General features: G+C 25.6%; 12 protein-coding genes and 1 other annotated feature. All 12 genes read left to right on the forward strand.

The annotated features are described in order from the left end of the window. Nucleotides 1–154 precede the first annotated feature (154 nt). The gene (locus tag AACL22_RS07065; protein ID WP_338990748.1) at nucleotides 155–3643 is read left to right on the forward strand and encodes an ABC transporter permease; all 3489 of its coding nucleotides are present in this window, start codon (nucleotides 155–157) and stop codon (nucleotides 3641–3643) included. Nucleotides 3644–3785: 142 nt separating this feature from the next. Further along, nucleotides 3786–4067 (forward strand): hypothetical protein, encoded by a 282-nt coding sequence (locus tag AACL22_RS07070; RefSeq protein WP_338990750.1) that lies wholly within the window; start codon nucleotides 3786–3788, stop codon nucleotides 4065–4067. A gap of 152 nt (nucleotides 4068–4219) precedes the next feature. Then, nucleotides 4220–4405 (forward strand): hypothetical protein, encoded by a 186-nt coding sequence (locus AACL22_RS07075; protein WP_338990753.1) that lies wholly within the window; start codon nucleotides 4220–4222, stop codon nucleotides 4403–4405. Nucleotides 4406–4543: 138 nt separating this feature from the next. Then, nucleotides 4544–4912, forward strand: a complete 369-nt coding sequence (locus AACL22_RS07080) for a hypothetical protein (RefSeq protein ID WP_338990756.1) — start codon at nucleotides 4544–4546, stop codon at nucleotides 4910–4912. An 83-nt stretch (nucleotides 4913–4995) separates the two neighbouring features. Next, nucleotides 4996–5103, forward strand: a sequence feature (ribosomal protein L10 leader region). Between the two features lie 72 nt (nucleotides 5104–5175). Then, on the forward strand, nucleotides 5176–5667 hold the full coding sequence (gene rplJ / locus AACL22_RS07085) for a 50S ribosomal protein L10 (RefSeq protein ID WP_338990760.1): 492 nt from the start codon (nucleotides 5176–5178) through the stop codon (nucleotides 5665–5667). A gap of 55 nt (nucleotides 5668–5722) precedes the next feature. Beyond that, a complete protein-coding gene (gene rplL / locus AACL22_RS07090; RefSeq protein WP_338990764.1) occupies nucleotides 5723–6088 on the forward strand; it encodes a 50S ribosomal protein L7/L12 in 366 nt (121 codons plus the stop codon). Between the two features lie 314 nt (nucleotides 6089–6402). After that, nucleotides 6403–7041 (forward strand): hypothetical protein, encoded by a 639-nt coding sequence (locus AACL22_RS07095; RefSeq protein WP_338990766.1) that lies wholly within the window; start codon nucleotides 6403–6405, stop codon nucleotides 7039–7041. A gap of 68 nt (nucleotides 7042–7109) precedes the next feature. Continuing rightward, the gene (locus AACL22_RS07100; RefSeq protein WP_338990767.1) at nucleotides 7110–9434 is read left to right on the forward strand and encodes a hypothetical protein; all 2325 of its coding nucleotides are present in this window, start codon (nucleotides 7110–7112) and stop codon (nucleotides 9432–9434) included. 30 nt (nucleotides 9435–9464) lie between these two features. Then, nucleotides 9465–13712 (forward strand): ABC transporter permease, encoded by a 4248-nt coding sequence (locus AACL22_RS07105; protein WP_338990769.1) that lies wholly within the window; start codon nucleotides 9465–9467, stop codon nucleotides 13710–13712. Nucleotides 13713–13921: 209 nt separating this feature from the next. After that, nucleotides 13922–15013 carry a hypothetical protein gene (locus AACL22_RS07110; protein ID WP_338990772.1) on the forward strand — a complete coding sequence of 364 codons (1092 nt, stop codon included), beginning with the start codon at nucleotides 13922–13924 and terminating at the stop codon, nucleotides 15011–15013. Between the two features lie 15 nt (nucleotides 15014–15028). Continuing rightward, complete coding sequence (locus AACL22_RS07115) at nucleotides 15029–17230, forward strand: DUF4091 domain-containing protein (protein ID WP_338990774.1); 2202 nt, start codon at nucleotides 15029–15031, stop codon at nucleotides 17228–17230. A 9-nt stretch (nucleotides 17231–17239) separates the two neighbouring features. Continuing rightward, a complete protein-coding gene (locus AACL22_RS07120) occupies nucleotides 17240–18424 on the forward strand; it encodes a hypothetical protein (protein ID WP_338990776.1) in 1185 nt (394 codons plus the stop codon). The last annotated feature ends 1260 nt before the right edge of the window (nucleotides 18425–19684 follow it).

Here is a 19684-nt window from a genome sequence, read left to right on the forward strand (position 1 = left end):
TTATTATAAAATAACAAAATGTTGTCAGCCCAACTACTAAAGGAAAGCAAAAAATTTTTAATTTATTAAGCAATTAAAGTTTTTCAATATTTTTTTAAAATTAGTTATTTTTCTTATATAATTAACTTAGTGATTCTTGAAATGGGTGGATAATATGTGAAATCTTGCAAAAGAGGCTACGCGAGGGTTTAGAAAAAAAATAACTCAATTTATTGGGTTAATTTTGTTTATTATTGGTGCAGTTTTAACCTTTACAGCTCTTTTTTCAACTGTTTTTCAAGTTAAAAATGGCTTAAATGATATTAAGAAAAATAGTCTTCCTTATCAATATGAAATTCGAGTAGATAGTTTAAATATTGATAATAATGTGTGAAAAAGAAATCCTGCTTGAAAAATAAATGAAAATAATCGTACTTTTTTAGCTCAGTTTTATGATGAGTCAAAAATTGATGCTGAGCATTTAACATTTAATAATATTCGTGCTGATGTTTTAGGGTTAAATTGTGATTTAACTAATTCTGAAATTTGTAAATGAACAAAAGAACCATCATACTTAAACCCAAAAATGGGGACAGCTTCTTTTACTGCCTTAGTTAAAAATTTTAATAAGAATCTTACTGCTGCTTTTTTAAGTTATATTATTCATAATCCAGATGAAAGTCGTTTAAATGATTTAATTAATGGTGACAAAGCTGGCTTAGAACTTAGTTTTAATGTTGGTTATCAATTTACTGCAAATAATTTAGTAAAAGATACGCAATATTTTAATGCTACTGCTGTTAACAAAAATAAAAATTTATTATATAACGGTGATGGTTGACGAGGTAATAATATTTTTTATACTCCGTTTAATCGTCTTTTTGAAGTAACAAAATGAGAACATATTAGTGATTTAACAAAAAATAACATTATTTTAAATAAACAATATGCTGATTATAATCATTTAAAACTTGGTGGACACTTTAATTTAGGAAATAGTCAAAATTTACAATTTAATATTATTGGATATGGGGCAAAGGTAAGTAATATTTATCCTGATTTAGTAAGTCTATCAACTCTTGCTACTGGTCATAAAATTATTGATTTAAAAAATGGTTCAGTATTATTTATGAATGATATTAATTTTAATGCTATCAAGCAAAATTTTTCAAATGGAACTGAAAAAATTACTAGTTTTATTAATGTTAATGGTAATTTAACTGAACCACAAAAAATAATTTTATTAAGAAAAGTTTTAAACAATTATTTTGTAGCACCTGATAATGCAATTGTCGCTTTTGAAGCATCATTACCCGGACAAATTGTGATGTTAACAAATACTGGTTTTATTATTAATACTTCAATTGCTGTTGCTTGTTCAATTATTATTTTATTTATTATTGCTTTTTTCATTAAAAAAGATATTACTAATGCAAAACGACAAATTGGAGTCTTAAAATCATTAGGATATCATCGCTTTGAATTATCATTTATTTTTACTTTTAACATTATTTTTACAACTTTAATTGGTTGTTTATTAGGATGAGCTTTAAGTATTCCTCTGCAAATGTATTTCACTGGTTCAAATTTATATTCAATAGGATTACCATTATCATCATTTTATTTTAATCCACTAATTTTTGTTTCAGCGACAATTTTTATTCCACTTATTTTTATTGGGATGTCTTTCTTAGTCTCATTTATTCTTTTAAGTCGGACAGCTTTGGATTTAATTTATGATTTAAAAGGTTCTAATTTAAGTTTTCGTCCTAAAAAAGTAAAAAAAGGTCGTAAATATGCTCATTTTGGATTAACATTTAATGTTCATTTATCATTTACCTTTGCACTTAAATCTTTAGGAAAATGAATTATGGTATTAATTGTTTTAGCTTTTTTGTCCTTTTTGTTAATTTTCCAGTTGGATGCAGGAGTAATGGCACAAGGAATTGTTAAAGATTCTTTCCGTTATTTTAAGAATGATATTAAATCATATTTAATTGCTAGTTATGATCAACAAGATATTGCACAAGAAGCCAGCAATAGTAAACCTTATCAGTGAATTACGGCTGATAAGCGTATGAATTATTACCATGAGGCAAAAATTCTTGATGATAATAAAACATTTAACTTTCCAAATCCATTAATGTGCTTTACAAGTTTATCTGTTTCAGATTCAAAAAATATGAAAAAAAATTGTGGTGATTTATTAAATATTATTGGTGATCCCAGTGGTACAACTCTTGTTAGAAGTAAGATTAATTATGATGAAAAAAATAAAAAATATCCATATATAAGTGCAACAACAGTTAAGGCAGTTGCTAATTATAAAGTTAAGGATAATGAGTCTGGTGAATGAATTAATGGATGAGATAATTTAGTAAAAATTATTAATCTTATGAAACCATTTTTAATTGAAAAAGGAATAAATGAAGCTGATATTCAAACAATTATTAGTGGAATTAATTTGGTTAATAGTTTAAGTACAGCAACTAATGGTCAATACCCAGATATTTATTTAGGACCATATATGGTTTATGATAAAAATTATGATTTCCCGTATGTTTTCTTATCAGCAGGTTGAAGTCCAGATGATACTAAAAATTCAAAAAATCCAGTTTCACAATTAAATGTTGTTGGGTTGACAAGTGATGAAACAGAGCGTAATCAATTATTGAATTATCGTTCTAAGACAACACCAAGTGATATTGCCCAAAAAGAAGTCTTTGGCTATAAAATTAGTTCAGACTCTACTGGGAATGACCCAAATGTTCCAATTAATGAACCAATACCAGTTCTTTTAGTAAAACGGGTTTATCAATCGATGAATTTAGTTTCGGGGGATATTTTTAAATTAAATGTTCGAATTACAAATGCTATTGGGTATGTTCCAGTTGCTTTTAAAGTGATTGGTTCAAATGATGCTGATATTAGTTCAGGGAATATTTATATGAATCAAGATTCATTAGTTACGGTTATGAACCAATGAGTTAATTTAACAAAAAAAGGAGAACAATTTTTACCAAATTCTTATTATAATGCTGTTGCATCACGAGCTAGTCCATTGGGAGTAACCTTGCAGCCTTATCGTATTATTTCGTCATTTTCATTAACCGATAATTATGATTTTACAATGTTTGATAATAATAAAAAACCGGATCTTAAAAATGAATTGGACTTAAGAACAAATTTAAAATTATTAAATGGTCTTAACAAAATATGACCATTTGATACTTTACGAGAAAATTATTTACAAGGAATGCGAACTGTCCGGGATGTTCTTAATGTTTTAGAAGGATTAACGATTGTCATTGTTGCTTTAATTTTATCAGTCTTAATTGCTATGGTGCTTGATGAAAATCGCCGTACAATCTTAACTTTAAAAGTCCTTGGATATCCAATATGAAAAATTATTGCAATTGTTTTAGGATTTTACTTATTTGCAATTGTTTTAGGCTATGTTTTAAGTTATGTTATTGCCCAATTATTATGGAATGTCATTGCTCATATTGTTTTTAAAAGTACCGGAATGTTATTAATTCCTTCCTTTTCATCTTATGTTGTTTCAATAGCAACATTAGCAATTGGCTTTATTTTAATTTCAGTAATTGGAGTAGGGATTTGAAAAATTAAAAAGAATAAATTAATAAATATTACAATGGAATAAAAAATGTTATTTAATTAAATAACATTTTTTTAAATTTATTAATTTCTTATTAATTTTTTTGTTAAACTAAATATATAGATATTGTGTTAGCCTAATTTATGATAAATAAAATTAATTGCTAGGGAAGTGGGAAAAATTAACAATGAAAAAGATATATACTTTCTGCATTATTGCAAGTTCTATTTTTGTTCAAAATCTAATCTTTAGTGAAGTTCCTAATCATAGTCGTAATACTCCATTTAGTTTTAATGAAAAACAATATATTCAAACAAGAATTGAAGGACTTGACAATATTTCTCGTAATGCAATTAAAATTTCTAATAGTATAGTTTATTTTGGAACTTCACGGGGAATTTATTTTTTGCCTAATGATACAACAAAAGCAAAAAAAATAATGGAATTAATGATAATGTTCTTGCTTTAACAGTTGATCAAAAAAATATTTATTATGTAAACGAAGATCATCAAGTATATATTTATGATGGTAATAATGGAACAATTGATAAAATTGAGGGTTTAAATGATGAATTAGTTGATAATCATATTACTGTTCTTGCATTAGACAGTAATGATACTTTGTATTTAGAGACTTTTGCTGGAATTTATTATTTACTATCAGGGTCAACTAGAGTTAAAAAATTTATTTATGATAACAATAGTGATAATAAAGTTGCTAGAAAAGTTTTTGCTTTAGTGATTGACCACAACGATAATTTATATTTTACTACTGATGAAGCTAATTTTTTTCAATTCAAAAATTAAATAATAAGTATAGTTTAGTTGACGAACATAAACTTAATGAATTAATTTATGCGTTTGCTGTTGATAAAGAAAATAACATTTTTTTGGTAATTATGTGTATTCAAGTATTGAAAAAGAATTAAGCGAGAGATTGGTTTATTGGATAAAACAACGTTATCTATTACTGTTGACAAAAATAATAATGTTTATTATTCAACAGTACTTGCTGGGGTGTATTTTTTAAAAAATAAAACAAAACAGGTTGGAAAAACTAATATTTTTGGAACTTCTGTCCATACAATTACTATTGACCAAAATGATAATATTTTTATTAATAATAATGAAGGTCCTTTTATTTTTCAAGTTTACAAAGAACTTGTTGTTCCACCTGCAGTAAAGCAAAAAGACACTTTGGTTGTTGAAATTTTAGGATATGTTTTTTTAAGTTCTTCTGGTGCAGTTGGGCTATCTTGTTTGGGTACATGATTGTGGAATAAATATCGGTATAAGAAAATAAGCCGAAAGTAAAACAAGATTAATAAAATTTTTTAAAATAACGTTTTTTATTTGACTTTTAACAAAAATTATAATACTATATTACTTGGTATTGTACCATAGTCATCAAAATACCATAGACAGCAACGGATTTTATTAAATCTTAATTATGTTGCCGAGGCATTATTGAGATATAGAACAATGACATGTTTTTATATTATTTAAATAATGTTTTAGGCAATTAATCCACTTGGTTAATTGCCTTTGCTTTTAAAATTATTATAGGGAGGCGAAGAATGAAGCCAGCAATGAAAATTAAAACAGCAGTTGTTAATGAAATTGTTAATAACTTTAAAAATGCTAATTCAGCAGTTATTGTTGAATATCAAAAATTAACGGTTGCTGAATTTACAGAACTAAGAAGAATGCTTACAAAACAAGATGTAAACATTAAAGTATATAAAAATAACTTAGTAAGTTTGGCTGCTAAAGAGGCAGGATTTGCTGAATTAGACCAATTTTTAACAGGTCCTAATGCTTTTGCGTTTGGTACAGGTGAACAGATGGCTGCCGCAAAAACTTTAGCAAAATTTGCAAAAATACATCCAGCAATAAAATTAAAAGCTGGAATTTATGAGGGTAAAGTTTTAGATACAAAAGCAATTGTTGAAATTGCAGCATTACCAACAAAAGATGAATTATTATCAATGTTTGGAGCAAGTTTACTATACCCATTACGTATGTTTACAATAGCAGTTAAAGAAATTGCTAAAACAAAAACTGAATAATTAGTTATGTTATTCAAAGATTTTAAAGAAAAATCTTAATGAGGAGGAAAATATTATGGCATTATCAAAAGATGATATTATTAAAGCATTAGAAGAAATGAAATTATCGGAATTAAATGAATTAGTAAAAGGAATTGAAGATCATTTTGGTGTTGTAGCTGCAGCAGCAGTTGCTGCTGTTCCCGCAGAAGCAGGAGCAGCAGCTGGTCCTTCAGAGGTTAATATTGTGTTAACAGATACAGGACCAGGTAAAGTTGCAATTATTAAATTAGTTAAAGAAATTACTGGAAAAGAATTAATGGCAGCAAAAGCAATTGTTGATAAATTACCAGCAGTAATTAAAGAAAAAGTAAAGATAGAAGAAGCAGAAGAAATTAAAGGACAATTAGTAACTGCTGGAGCTTCAGTTGACCTTAAATAATTTAATTTTCTTTAAAAAAGCAAAATTAGCCCTTTGCTTTTTTTTTTTTTTTTTGTAAAATATTACTATGTAAAAATAAAGGAGTGGAAAAAATGTTAATAAATTTTTTATCCAATATCACTTTTAATAGATTTATTAACTTTATAAATAATATCTTTTCATCAATTTTTTTTTGAATTTTTATTTTTTTCATTATTAGCATTTTAATCCGCATTAGTTTTTTAAAAACAAAATCTATTAAAAATATTAATAACACCTTTACTAAATTTGCAATTATTAGTTTTATTTTTACTTTTATTAGCAATTTATCAATTTTGCTTGTTCTTAATATTTTTATTCAATTTTCTTTTGGATGAATAGAAAGATCAACAATTAATTTATTAAATTTTATTTTTTTATTATTTGCTATCTTTCTTAGCACAACAAAGAAAAGATATTTTAATTTCATTATTTTATTTAATAAATTAATTGCTATTTTCTTTTTAATTATTTTTGCTCCAGTTATTTTTAATTTTATTTTTAATGCATTTTTAAAAACAAAAAATAACTCATTTTATTTAATTTTATGAATGATTGGTTATGGAAGCTTAATTAGTACTATTGTAATTAATAATAGCGTAATGGAAGTAAAACAAATTTTTCGGAGATTATCGTTTGGTTTTATTTTGTTATTATTGTGTTTAATTTTAAATTTATATTTTATTGAAAATATAAATGATATTAAATTATCAACAATTTTTAAAAATATTTTTATAATTATTTTACTTTGAATTTATTTTTGAAATGTTGTTTTAATAAATAAAAATAATCCTAAAACACAAAATCATAAAAAAAACAATGATGATTTAAAATATTTTGTTTTAGCAATTAAAAATAATTGTTTGAGTATGGATAAGCCAATTAAATATACAACAATTTTTATTAATGGTTATAAGCAGGTAATGATAATTTAATGTTATCTGCTGACTTTTAAATTAATGATTTTTATAAAAATTTAATAAATATAAAAGGAGTGAAGGAAATGAAAAAATTACTTTCTATATTATGATCTACAACTTTAATGTCAGCAAGTATGTTAGGGGTAGTTTCTTGTGCAAAAGGAAAAAATAGTCAAAATAATAATTATTTTGATAGTGAACTTAATAAAATTGATCCAACAATTCGAAATTTAGTCAAATATACTAGTACAATTGCTAAAATTTTAATTGCTAGTCGTCATGAAAATATGAATATTTATGGGTTTCCAACATTACAGTATTTTTTAAACAATGTTGGAAGAAATTTAAAAGGAGTCTTTACTACTAAAAGCGGGAAAGAAATTAAGATTAAAGATTATGTTGAAGAATATAAAAAATTAAATAATCTTTATTATAATCCTTGAAAAGCAACAGATAATAATTATCAACCAGAGCGAAATACTTATAATTTAATGTCATCAATTGTTGCAATGACTGATTTTTCAAAGTGAAATACAGAAGCTAACCAAGGACATCCTAGCAATACAACAGATGCAACAGGGCGTTACACAGATTTTGTTGCAAATCCAAATTTAGCATGTGCTCAATATGATACTGGAGCTTTAGCAAATACATTGTCACAAAAATCAGAATCAGTTATTAATTATATTAACAGAACGGCTGGATGAAGTAATTATTATGATTCATCATCGGGTCCTTATGTATCAAATATTTTATATCATAATTCACTTTCAACACCACCAACAAAGTCAATATTGTCTTATAAAGATGGTGGTGAAGAAATTAAATTTGGGAAAACTGTGGCGAACCAGTCAAGTTCATTATATGATTTATTTGGTTTAAAATATTTTGATGAAGCAATCACTATGTTAGGCCAATTTGGGCCAGGATTAGAATTACCAGTTTTATATTCATTAGCACAATTATTACCATTTATTCAAAATAATCGTTCTGGTGAAAAAACTGCAGGAATTTTTTTGGCAGCACCGTTTTTTATTTTAAACCAAATAAAAAGTCAGTTTTTTGATAGCTCAGGTAATGTTAAATCAAATAGTCCATTATTAGAGATATTTAGTCGTGATACTATTGAAAAAACGGTTCTTAATGTTGAAAAAAAAAGTGATGGTGAAGTAGATAACCCTGATAAAACAATTCAAAATATGAAACTTTATGATATTTTTAACAGTCCAGTTGTGGCAAAATCTCTAACCGTGATTATGTCAGAGAAGAAACAATATTTAGATTTAACAAGTGATAAAAAAGAACATAAAAATGCCTTTTTAAAATGGTATTCTGTTCTAGGAAAATGATTTACAGAAGCTTTAGCAAAAGAAGGTTCAAATTTTGATGTTCAAAAATTTAATCGCATAATGTCAAACACAGTTTATGAGGGTCTTTTAAAATTCCAAGGCTTAATTGGGAATTTTGCTGAAGATAGTGTTGTAACTTTAATTCGAACATTATTGCAAATGTTAAACGCACCAAACTTTGATTTGTTTAATTTATTAAAAGGAATTGCAGGATTAGCAAATTGATTTTACAGTAATGATAGTGAAGGACATTATAATTTAAATATTGATAATGTTAAAACAATTGATGATGTTTATAATGAAGGACCGAATAAAAATGGCTTTAAAGAGGACTTAATTGCAGTTGATTCAAATAGTGAATATGCTAAGTTTATCTTAAATAGTTATGGTTTTGATGAACAAACAGGTCAATATAAACAAGGGTCATTATTTGATATCATTAATATTTGAGCGCATGGAGGAAATAATACTTATCCTGATCATGAATCAATGCATAAATTTATTACACAAATATTAGATTCGCAAAATGGTTATATTGGTGAATTAACAAGTCAAGTTAATAAAGTAATGGCAGAAGATTGATTTGATAATATCTTCTTAGATCGAAAATGATATATTACAGCATCAGGAACTGGTGTAGATGGTTCAAAATTAGGGGCAATTGTAACTGATGGTTTTGTAACAGGTGTTCGTTATCAATTAGATTACTATGGTCCAAAAGATGCTTCAACTAAATTAGAACGTCATAAAAAACCATTAGGATATACTGATCCCGCTTCAGGGAACTCTCCTTCATATGTTGAACAAGAAAAAGACCCAAAACAACGTCATAATATTGCACCAGAGGGCGAAACATGAAACAATCAAGATTGAGTTGATTATGATGGAATGGGTAATGAATATTTAACAAATAGTGACAAAATTAAATATAGTTATGTTGCTCAATTTAATAACCAAGCTCGTTTCTTGTATAATCCAGGGATTAAAGATGATTTAACAAAAAATTCATATTTATTAAGTGATTTTGTTTGATACTATAACAATACTCGTTATTATTAATAGTTAATTGAAAAAGAGGAGATCTAAAAAATGTTGCTGTTTTTACAAACATTAAAAAGTATGTTTAAGCAAAAAGCACAGTTAATTATTTTTATAATATTAGCTGCGCTTTTAACATTATTAACAACTTCTTCGTGAATTGTTAATACACGTTTATCTAATGCATATTCATTTATGGGGGAAGGAACTTTTGCTTATGATTATTTATTAAGATTTGACAGTAAAAAGAAAACAGGAAAAAATGTTGAAACAATTACTCCATGATATGCTTTTGGCAATGATTATCATTTGATTACTGATGTTAATGGGGAACAGTGGACATTGCCTTATGTTCATTTAGGTGAAGATGGCGCATTAAAAGCTTTGGATAATAATGTTGAAATAAAATTTACTTTTGATTCTAAAGCAAATAAAGTAAGTAATATTATTTTTACTGATCTTGATAAAAGTGCACCAATTTTTTTAAATAATGGTTTATATCGTTTCAATGTTAATAGTGAAGCTTTTCAAACTTCTGTAATTGGACAATTATATGATCAGAAAGGTTATCTTTTTAATCAAAATAATTTACCTTTGATTGAAGAATTTATGAGTAATTTTACGCATAGTGATATTTCACAAAATACAATAAATTTAATTATTGCATATTTAAATAAAAAATATTCAGGTATAACAGATGAAACAAAATTAAAAGATGCTGTTATTGATTTTGTTAATAATGGTATAACAAAATGAAAAAAAGATGTTAATTTAAGAGGAAGCGTAGATGAAATCCCTACTAAAGCTAGCATTGAAGATAAAATATTTGAGGAAAAATTAAATGGTGATTTAAGTTTTTTAGTAAAAGATACATCACAGCCTTTAACAAAAATTAGTCTTTATTATTCACCTACTATTAATAATAATCTTGATGTTGGTTATAATAATAATATTGAAAACGCTGTTTTTAGTGTTAATGATTTTTATAATCAAAATAATAAAAATAATAGTTTTCGGAATCAACCTTATTGGCCTTATGGTTTGACAAAAGCCTATTATGCATTAGTTGCTAAAGCTTCAAACTTTTCATTTCAGTTACGTGAACAATATGCATATTGAGATTTAACATCAAATTTAAAATATAAAATTATTAATTGAACACAATTATTATCGGATAATAAATTAAAATTTATTAAAAAATATGATTCTTTTGATCCAACTAATCCAATTAATGATGTGTATGTTGTTATTATGCCACAATTTGCGCGTAGTCAAAAATTAAAAGTAGGAGATCAACTTACAATTGGTGAAAATTCAAATTTCTTTGTTGGTGCTATTGGTGGAGATTCAGCTAATATTTATCCAACAATTTATGATACTGATGTTTTTCCAGATCCAAAAACAGATGGTATTATTTATGTTTCTGAAAAAGTTTATCGTAGTGAGTCTATTGCTGCTAACACTGATATTGAAGAAAATTCTACATTATATATTAATTATGTTGGTTTACCGGAAAATAAAGGTACAGCCTTTGAAAATTTCAAAAAATATTTAGCAGCTGATTTTTGAAGTTTAAATAATCCAAGTGATAAAAATGCCTTATTACAAAGCCGTGATGAAACAAAGTTAGTTTACTTACGTTATTCTTTGTTAGGAACTACAATTAAATTTTATCGTACGATTACAATTATTTTATGTCTTATTTTCTTAATTATTTTAATTTTTACATTAGTAATTTTAATTAAAAAAATTATTAATCAACAAAAAAATGCAAATGGAATTTTAAAAGCAAATGGTTATAATGGAATAACAATTGCTAGTTCCTATTTAGCTCATGCGATTGTAGTAACTGGAATTGGAGTTCCGGTTGGATGAATTATTGGTGTATTTTTACAATTACCTATTATGAGTGTTTTCAATAGTTATTTTGTTATTCCAGTTAACTTTTCATTTTCGTTAATTCCATTTGCAATTTGTTTTGGAATTATTGGTCTTGTTAGTAGTTTGTCAATTTTAGTAACAGCAATTCGGCAATTAATAATCAGCCCATTAGATTTATTAAATCCGAATAAAAATATTAAAACTTCAAAATTAGTTTATTCTATTAGTAATATTTTTCATTTTAAAAAATTTACAACAAAATTTCGTTTTGTGATGATGGCTGTTTCAATGAAAAAAATTGGTTGGTTTTTTTTAACATTTTTTGTTGCTAGTTTATCTTTAACATTAGCAACTTTAATTCCAACAGGAATCAATAAATTTAGTAAGGATTATTATGCCAATTTAAATTATGATAACGAGTATGAATATACAAACGTTATTGGGAATATTCCTTTTAGTCGCTATGAAATGTATGACTGAAATGGTTCTGGTCTTTCATCTGAGGCAGCATATCCCTTAATTAAAAATTCTTTAGTAAGTGATTATTTATATAATGGAGAATGGCTATCAACAAAAAATGATATTAATGCTAAAAATGCTCATTTATATACACAGAAATTAAATAATATGATTATTTTTAATTTTATGGTTGGAAAAGGAGCAAGTTTATCAATTGGTACTTTTTATGATATGTATAAACGTTATGGTGAAAATGTTGATATTCGAAATCAAATTGATACTTTATTATGTTCAACAATGCCACGTGCTTTTGGTAAATCACCAGTTCATCCAACAGACCCAAATATTATTGACCGTTGGACTTATTGTGCGCAATATGCGACAAGTGATATTATGCCAGGCAAAATTCGAGCAATGTGGTTAAAAGATGATTTGGCTAAATTACAATTTAATTTTACTTTTGGAACTTCAATTTATAATTCAAAAAATGAAGATGTTTATACCGGATATACAACAAATATATCAGATTCAAGTTTTATTCTTCCAACATATGGAATTAATATAAATAATAAAACAATTATTTTTCCAAATCAAACAATTAAAAAAATTTTAGATAATAGTAAAAATTTAAATATTAGGACAGATTTTATTCCAATGGTTGTAAATAAAGCCGCAGAAAGTAAATATAATTTATTGTTAGATAAAATAATTGAAACTACTACTAGTGTTCAGCAGTTACAATATTGTGATGATGCACTTCATTGTGCTGTTGACCAAGCAGCGTGGTCATATGAGTTACCAAGTGGTTGGTCTGATGACAATCTCAACCCGTTTACCCTTGATTTAACAAAATTAACAATTGGAAACAAAACACGTGTTGGTTTTGAAAATAAAAATGGTAAAGTTCAAGATTATTATAATATTAAAAATTTTGTTTTAAAATTACCAGTTGATGCTTTTAAACAAGGTGAATTTCAAAATTCAACGATTTCTGCAACAACAGGACGTCGGTTACCAGGCTTGTTAGACCTTAGTAGTCCTGCTGATCAGAGAGTGGTCACTAAAGAAGAAACTGAAGACGGTGATTATTATATTATTCATCCTTTAGATAATAAATTTGATAAAGAAATTAATGGCATAGGTGATTTAACAACCGGGTTTCCAACTAACTGATATCGAGAAGCATTACGCCAAGGATTATTAAAAATTGGGAAAATTACTAAAAATATTAAATATAAAGTTGTTGGGATTCAAAATTCATATGATGTTCCAAGAGCGTATGTAAATCAAATTATTGCTAATAAAATTCTTGGTTTTGATACAAGTTCTAGTGAACTATATGATAACAAAGATGATAATCCAATGTTATGATTTAATGGTAAGTTTAGTAAATATTATGATCAAGTTGATCAAACAACACGATTTAATCTTTCTTCCTCAGATGGTTCCTATTCAATGAATGATTTTATGAATGGTCAATTAACTAGTGGGGTTGGAGGAACAGATTATTTAATTATTAAATCGCAAGTTATTGAAAAACTTGCTTGAATTTCAAGTATCTTATCAATTATTTTTGTTGTTATTACAATTATAACTGCTATTATTATTGTATATATTATGACAGAATCATTTGTTAATTCTTTCTTAAAATTTATGGCTGTGATGAAAGCTTTAGGATATTCAAATCGTGAAATTAATAGTTTAACATTAGGAATATTTACTCCGTTTGCTTTTCTAGCATGGATTTTAGGTGTTGGGATAATGTGACTAATCTTATGACTAGGTGTTTATGGGTTTATTGCAATTGCTAAAGTAATTATTCCATTTGGTTTCCCATGAATTACGATTCCAATTACTTTTATTTTAATGGCAGGAATTTATTTAATAACATATTGAATTTCAACTTATAAAATTAATCATATGAGTATTCAAGAGCAAGTTAATGCAAACGAAGTATAAACCTAACAAAATAAAAAATCTAAGTAAACCTTAGATTTTTTATTTTCAAGTTATTTTTGAAGTTTTAGTTGTCATCTTGTTTTTTTTTTTTTTTTTAATATAATTGAATTTGAACCTATAAACCAAAAAAAGATAAAATGGAGAAAACAAAATTGCGAAAATTATTTTATTTAATGATATTTATTTTTCCTATTACTATAAGTTTTAGTTTGATTTCAATTAATATATGATGAAAAGAAACAAAAAATTTAGGTCTTTTATTAAAACCACAATCAATTATGACTAATAACAAATGAAGCTTAAATAGTCTTCGAGGTTACGATGATGGATTAATGCCATCGATTCGTAGTAATGTTATGTTGGGTTTACAAAATAACTTAGGATTAAATATTGTCAAAAATTTAAGAGTTGATATTTATTATGGTCATGTTGATGATAGTAATTTTTATAATGCAAAAACAATTAATTTTACTGATTTTACTAATACTAATTATATTTTTTGGTTTACTGTTGGAATTTTTGCAACAGAAAAAAGTGAATTTTATGGACATAGTTTTTTACAGTTTGATTATCGTCCAATTTGAAATTTTATTAACAATCAATTTATTAAATTTGATAATTCAAAAGGACAAATTGACAGTGAAGATAAACTTGTTGATAGTTGAAATAAACTATTAAGTAACCAAGTAATTCTTAATAATTTTAATAAACAATTTCAAAAAATGAGATTAGATATTTCAGCTGGGATGGAATTACAACCAGGACAAATGACATTAAATAAGGATATTAGTTTTTTTATAAAATTAAGTAATAAATTTATTTCTGAAAAAGATAATATGTTAACAATTAATAATGATTTATTTAAATATATTCCAGAACGATTGCAAGCATCATTATTTAAACTTCCTGGGGAAACTTTTACAATGAATACAGCAGCAACTATTAAGATTACAAGTAAAGATTTTAAAAATCATAATTTTGATTATGCTATTTTAAATAAAAATGTCACTTTAAATAATACCTTAGGTAGTTTATATGATGATATAAAATTATTTGTTATTAAGGCAATTGATACAATATACCATTATAATTTAGCAATGAGTGTTTTTGAATTACAATTTCGTAAAAATGGATATTTTGATCCTAATTTACTTGAAAAAGAAACAACATTAGATAAACTATATACCTTTTCTTCAGGCGGGAAGAAAAAGTATTGGGTATGATTAGAATTAATTAATGCAAAAGATACCTCACTAGATTTAAGCACTTTACCAGGTGTTCATTTAGGATTTATGGTTTAAGAGAGGAATAAACAAATGAAAAAAATATCGTTTAAAAATATGATTCAAATTTTATTAGTTGTTGTTTTAATTCCTCCTTTTGTGATGATGGTTGTTAGTTGTAGTCGTTTTGAAGGGAATTATCCTGGTGGTAGTGGCGGTCGTTATGATAACCAGTTTAATTTTCAGTATGGTTGTGGTAATAATCAAAATCCACAAGCAGATGATAATTCATATTTCCATACTTTTTTTGGTGATTCAAAATTTACTTATAGTGCTTATAATGAAAATAAAAACGGTGATCCATTTTTTTATGGAAATCGTAAAGATTTATTAAAGTGTACAAATGATCATCCACGCTTAACAGCATGAAGAAATCAACATCTTAATACACAGTTAATTTTATTAAATAAGGAAGATATTACTAAATATAATGATTTACAAGTATCAATTGTAAATGATAATAAAGACCCAGCAATTATTAGTGAGATTGTTTTTTTAACTTATATTAAAGCTTTTCCAAATGCAGCAAGTTCTAATCGTTATATTTACCCAGGAGTACAATATATGCCTGATACGCTAGGAGAAAATACATTGTCTGAATTAACATATGATGTTCAACCGCTTTGAATTAGTCTTTTTATTGGGTCACAAGCAAAGCCGGGAATTCAAAATTTTACGATAAAATTAAGTTTTCGTTTTAATGGTCAAATTAAAACTAGTATTGAACGTAAGTTTAGTATTGAAATTAAAAATTATCTTTTAAAAACTGATGATTCAAATAAACCAATGCATGAACGATTTGGTTTTAGTGCGACATCATTTCCTTCAAATGGTATGAAATATATTGATACTGGTGATAATTTAAGACAGAAAAGAGCAAGTGTAAAAGAACTTGATGACAAAATTGGTCCTTTTGATAATAATTTACCAAGTTATTTATCCCCAAAAATGCGGCCATATTTATTAGCACATTTACAAGCATTAAAAAAATCTAATACATTTTATTTATATGGTCCTGGATGAAATTATCAATTAATTCAATGAGTAGGAAAATTAAATAAATCATCAGAAGGATGAACTGATGAAGAATATGAAGATTATATTAAAAGTAGTGATTTAAATGTTGTCTTTAATGATCCAGATTGAGAATGAGAATTTGATTTTAATGCATTTGATGAATACTTAAAAGTTGCTGCTCAATTAGGATTTACGGAGTTTATGTTTTCAGCAATGGAACCAGGAGCCTTTACCTTTTTTTACCTTAAAAATGGAACTAAAAAAGGTCCTCAACGTACATTTAATGTTGAATTAGTAAAATCAAGCAATGGTATGCCTGGGAAAAACTTTGATGCTTATTTAAAAACAATTCATAGTAAATTTATTAAAGCATTATCAAATCACTGAAATTTAATTCGAAACAAACCAGAATACTTAACACCAAATGGCAAACAAATTACTTTATATGAATCGTTTGATGAATTAGCAGATAAAACTAATGAATTAACAATGAAAAATGTGGTTGAAAATGACCCTTATAATCTTATTAAATCTAGTATTTTTGCTGGTTGGCGTTTTCGCTATAATCCATTTGATGAAGATGATATTCAAAATATTTTTGTTAACAAATATGACCAAATGATTTTGCAATACCGTGAAATAGTCGAAAAATTTAATAATATTAATATTTATAAATTACGAAGTAATATTCTTCGTCGTAAAACATTTGGGAATGCAACTATGATTTATACTTCTTGAAATAATTTTCCAGCAGCATATATTCAATCTGATAATAGTGAACAAGTATGGGGACCTTTAATGGCTTATAAATTAGGAGCAAATGGTTATGTAAGATGGTCATATGATTTATATCGAGATGATTATTATGCTAAAAAAGAAATGAATGGTCAATTCGAATCGGGAGATGATAATTTAGTTTATGTTGGAAATATTCATGGTCCGCGTTATAGTGTTCGCTTTAAAAATTATATTGACGGAATGGAAATGGTCCATAAAATGATGATATTAATGGAAATATATCCAGACAAAAAATATGATTTAAATCGAGTCCTGAATGCAATTGGTTTTCCTGCTTCAACAACAAGGGATAATAAATATAAGTGATATCCAACTCAATTTACATTAGATGATGTTGTGTTTGAACAACCAAGTTTAAATTATGGAAAAACAATAGGAGAACAAGTTTATGAATTATTTATGTATGTTAATTCATTATAAAGGAGGATTATGAAAAAGTTATTAGAGTCATTATTAGTAGGAACTATCTTATTTGGAAATATTAGTCCACTTATTGCTTGTAAAACTACACAAGAAGAGAATCTTAATTTTGATTTAGCACAAATTAATGAAGCAGTATTTCAAAATTATTCATGAACAGTTGATCAAATGTTAGGTAGTGAACTTGACGGGTTTCAAACTTTGCGGAGTACTATTTTTAAAATTATTCAAATTAATTTTGAAGAAATTGATCTTTTTAAAATTAATGTTGATATTTATTATGGCTATCATACGACACCTAATTCAAATTATTTAATTGACTTTAGTGCTGTACGAAACTTATTACCAATTACTTATTTTTCAATTCATATTACACCAAATAATTATGGTCATTACCAAAATGAAAAATGAATTACAATTAATACTAATGTTGATTTAACTGAATTAAATATTTTAAAAAATAGTGTCTTATTTTATTCTGATAATCCATTGCCATTTGATAATGCTAAATTAATAGCAGGATTTGTACAAAATATTAATAATATTTTTCAAACGGAAGAAGGATACGAGGAGATTGTAGCATATTATAAAAGCAAAAAAATGTGAAATGACAATAATCCCTTACCAGTTGGATTCTTTAACTTGGAAATTAATGTTAAAAAAGATAGTAGTAACTTTGTTAAATTTGATGCATCAAGAGCAATGTTAATATTTAATTCCACAGTTGTTGAAAGTAATTATAAGGTAATCCTAGAAAGTAAAGGATTTAGTTTTTATAAAAAACCAGAGTTCTTATCATTTTGAAATGTTTCGATTGACAGTAATGATTTTAATGCTAAAGACTGAAGAAATATTGATTGGAAACCTATTGCTAACAAAACATATGCTGGAACAACAACTATTGCGGAAGTTGTTAATGATGTAACTGATTATTTAATTAAGTGATCAGCACATGTTCATAATTCACATTTTATGCAAGCAACTGATGTAAATGTTGTTTTGAAAAAAGGTGCACAGCCGAATGACTTAGATTTGTGGTCACCAACAACTCAACTAAAAAATTTATGAAAGAGTGCTGACCATGGGGGATTACCATATGTTTTTGCCTGATTTAAAAGTAGCAATAAAAATTATCTTAAAATTAATCATACAGCCGGAACTGTTGGTACACATGTTTCTTTTAAAATTATTTAAGGAAGGAGAAAAGTATGACAGATTTAGTATCTTTAAAATATTTTATTGTTTTAAATATTTTTTTCTTTTTGGTAGTAGTTGAGAAGGAATTTATTTATTAAAACATTTTAAAAATAAAAAAAATAGTGAAAGTTGAATCGCTAGCAAATTATTTTATTTTTTATTAGTTGTTATTAATATTGGTTTAATTCTGAATGTATTACAACTGTTTTTATTATTTTTAACATCAGATTTTACTTTTAGCAATAATTATTTGCCAGAATAAAGATTATTGTCACGAAAGATTTTTTATGCTATTACAACAGCTATTAGTATTTTTATTTTTATTTTATTCTTTATAATAACTTATTTATATCAATGAAAAACAATTATTTATTTTAATCACCAAACATTAAAAAGTATTTTTAGTGAATATGACTTGAATGATAACTAAGTTAAAGTGTCTATTTTTAACAATATTAGTTTGTTTCAGTTTCTAGATAAATATTTAATTTGTAAAACAAATAGTAAATTTTATAATAAAATTATAACTTTTTTAATTGTAAAATTCAAGAAAATAATGATAATTTACAAATTTTACAAATGAGAATATTACGATTGAAATATTATTCACCCAAAAAATTAGTTTTTTTAACAAAAAAATTAGATTTTCAAAAGTTCTGAACGTGGTTAGTGTTTGAAAAGAATCTTAAGATTACTTTAATTGTTGTTACAACCGTTCAAATTCTTTTGACTTTTTATATTTTTTTATCTGGTATTTTTCAATGAAACATCAAAGAATGGATTGTTTATAATTATAATGGAACAAATTATTCGTTAAACCCGAATAACATTATTTATATTTTGAGTATCCTTACTATTGTTTGCTTTATAATTGAGTTTTTGTTGGAAAGTGTTATTTGCTTAATAAATTGGATTAATAAAAATGATAGTGCAATTACAGTCAATTTTTTAAAATTTATCATGTTAATTACTAGTCTTGGGTTATTTAGTTTTTTTTAGTAGTTTAAATTATTATGTTGAATATTTAAATTTAAAAAATAATAATTTAATTACAAATCCTAGGTTAATTGTTGAGCGATTATTATTTTGATTACAAAAAGATTATATTCTAGGTATAGGACTTTTCTTATTATTTACCTTATTTTTAGTAGTTTTAGTTTAATCATGGATTACTATACTTTAATTCGAATTACTTTAGGTACAAAAAATGGAAAAGAAATTAGCCATGAATATCATTTTAAGCAATTATTTCAAAAA

Source organism: Spiroplasma endosymbiont of Seladonia tumulorum (assembly GCF_964020235.1).
GTDB lineage: Bacteria > Bacillota_I > Bacilli_A > Mycoplasmatales > Mycoplasmataceae > Spiroplasma.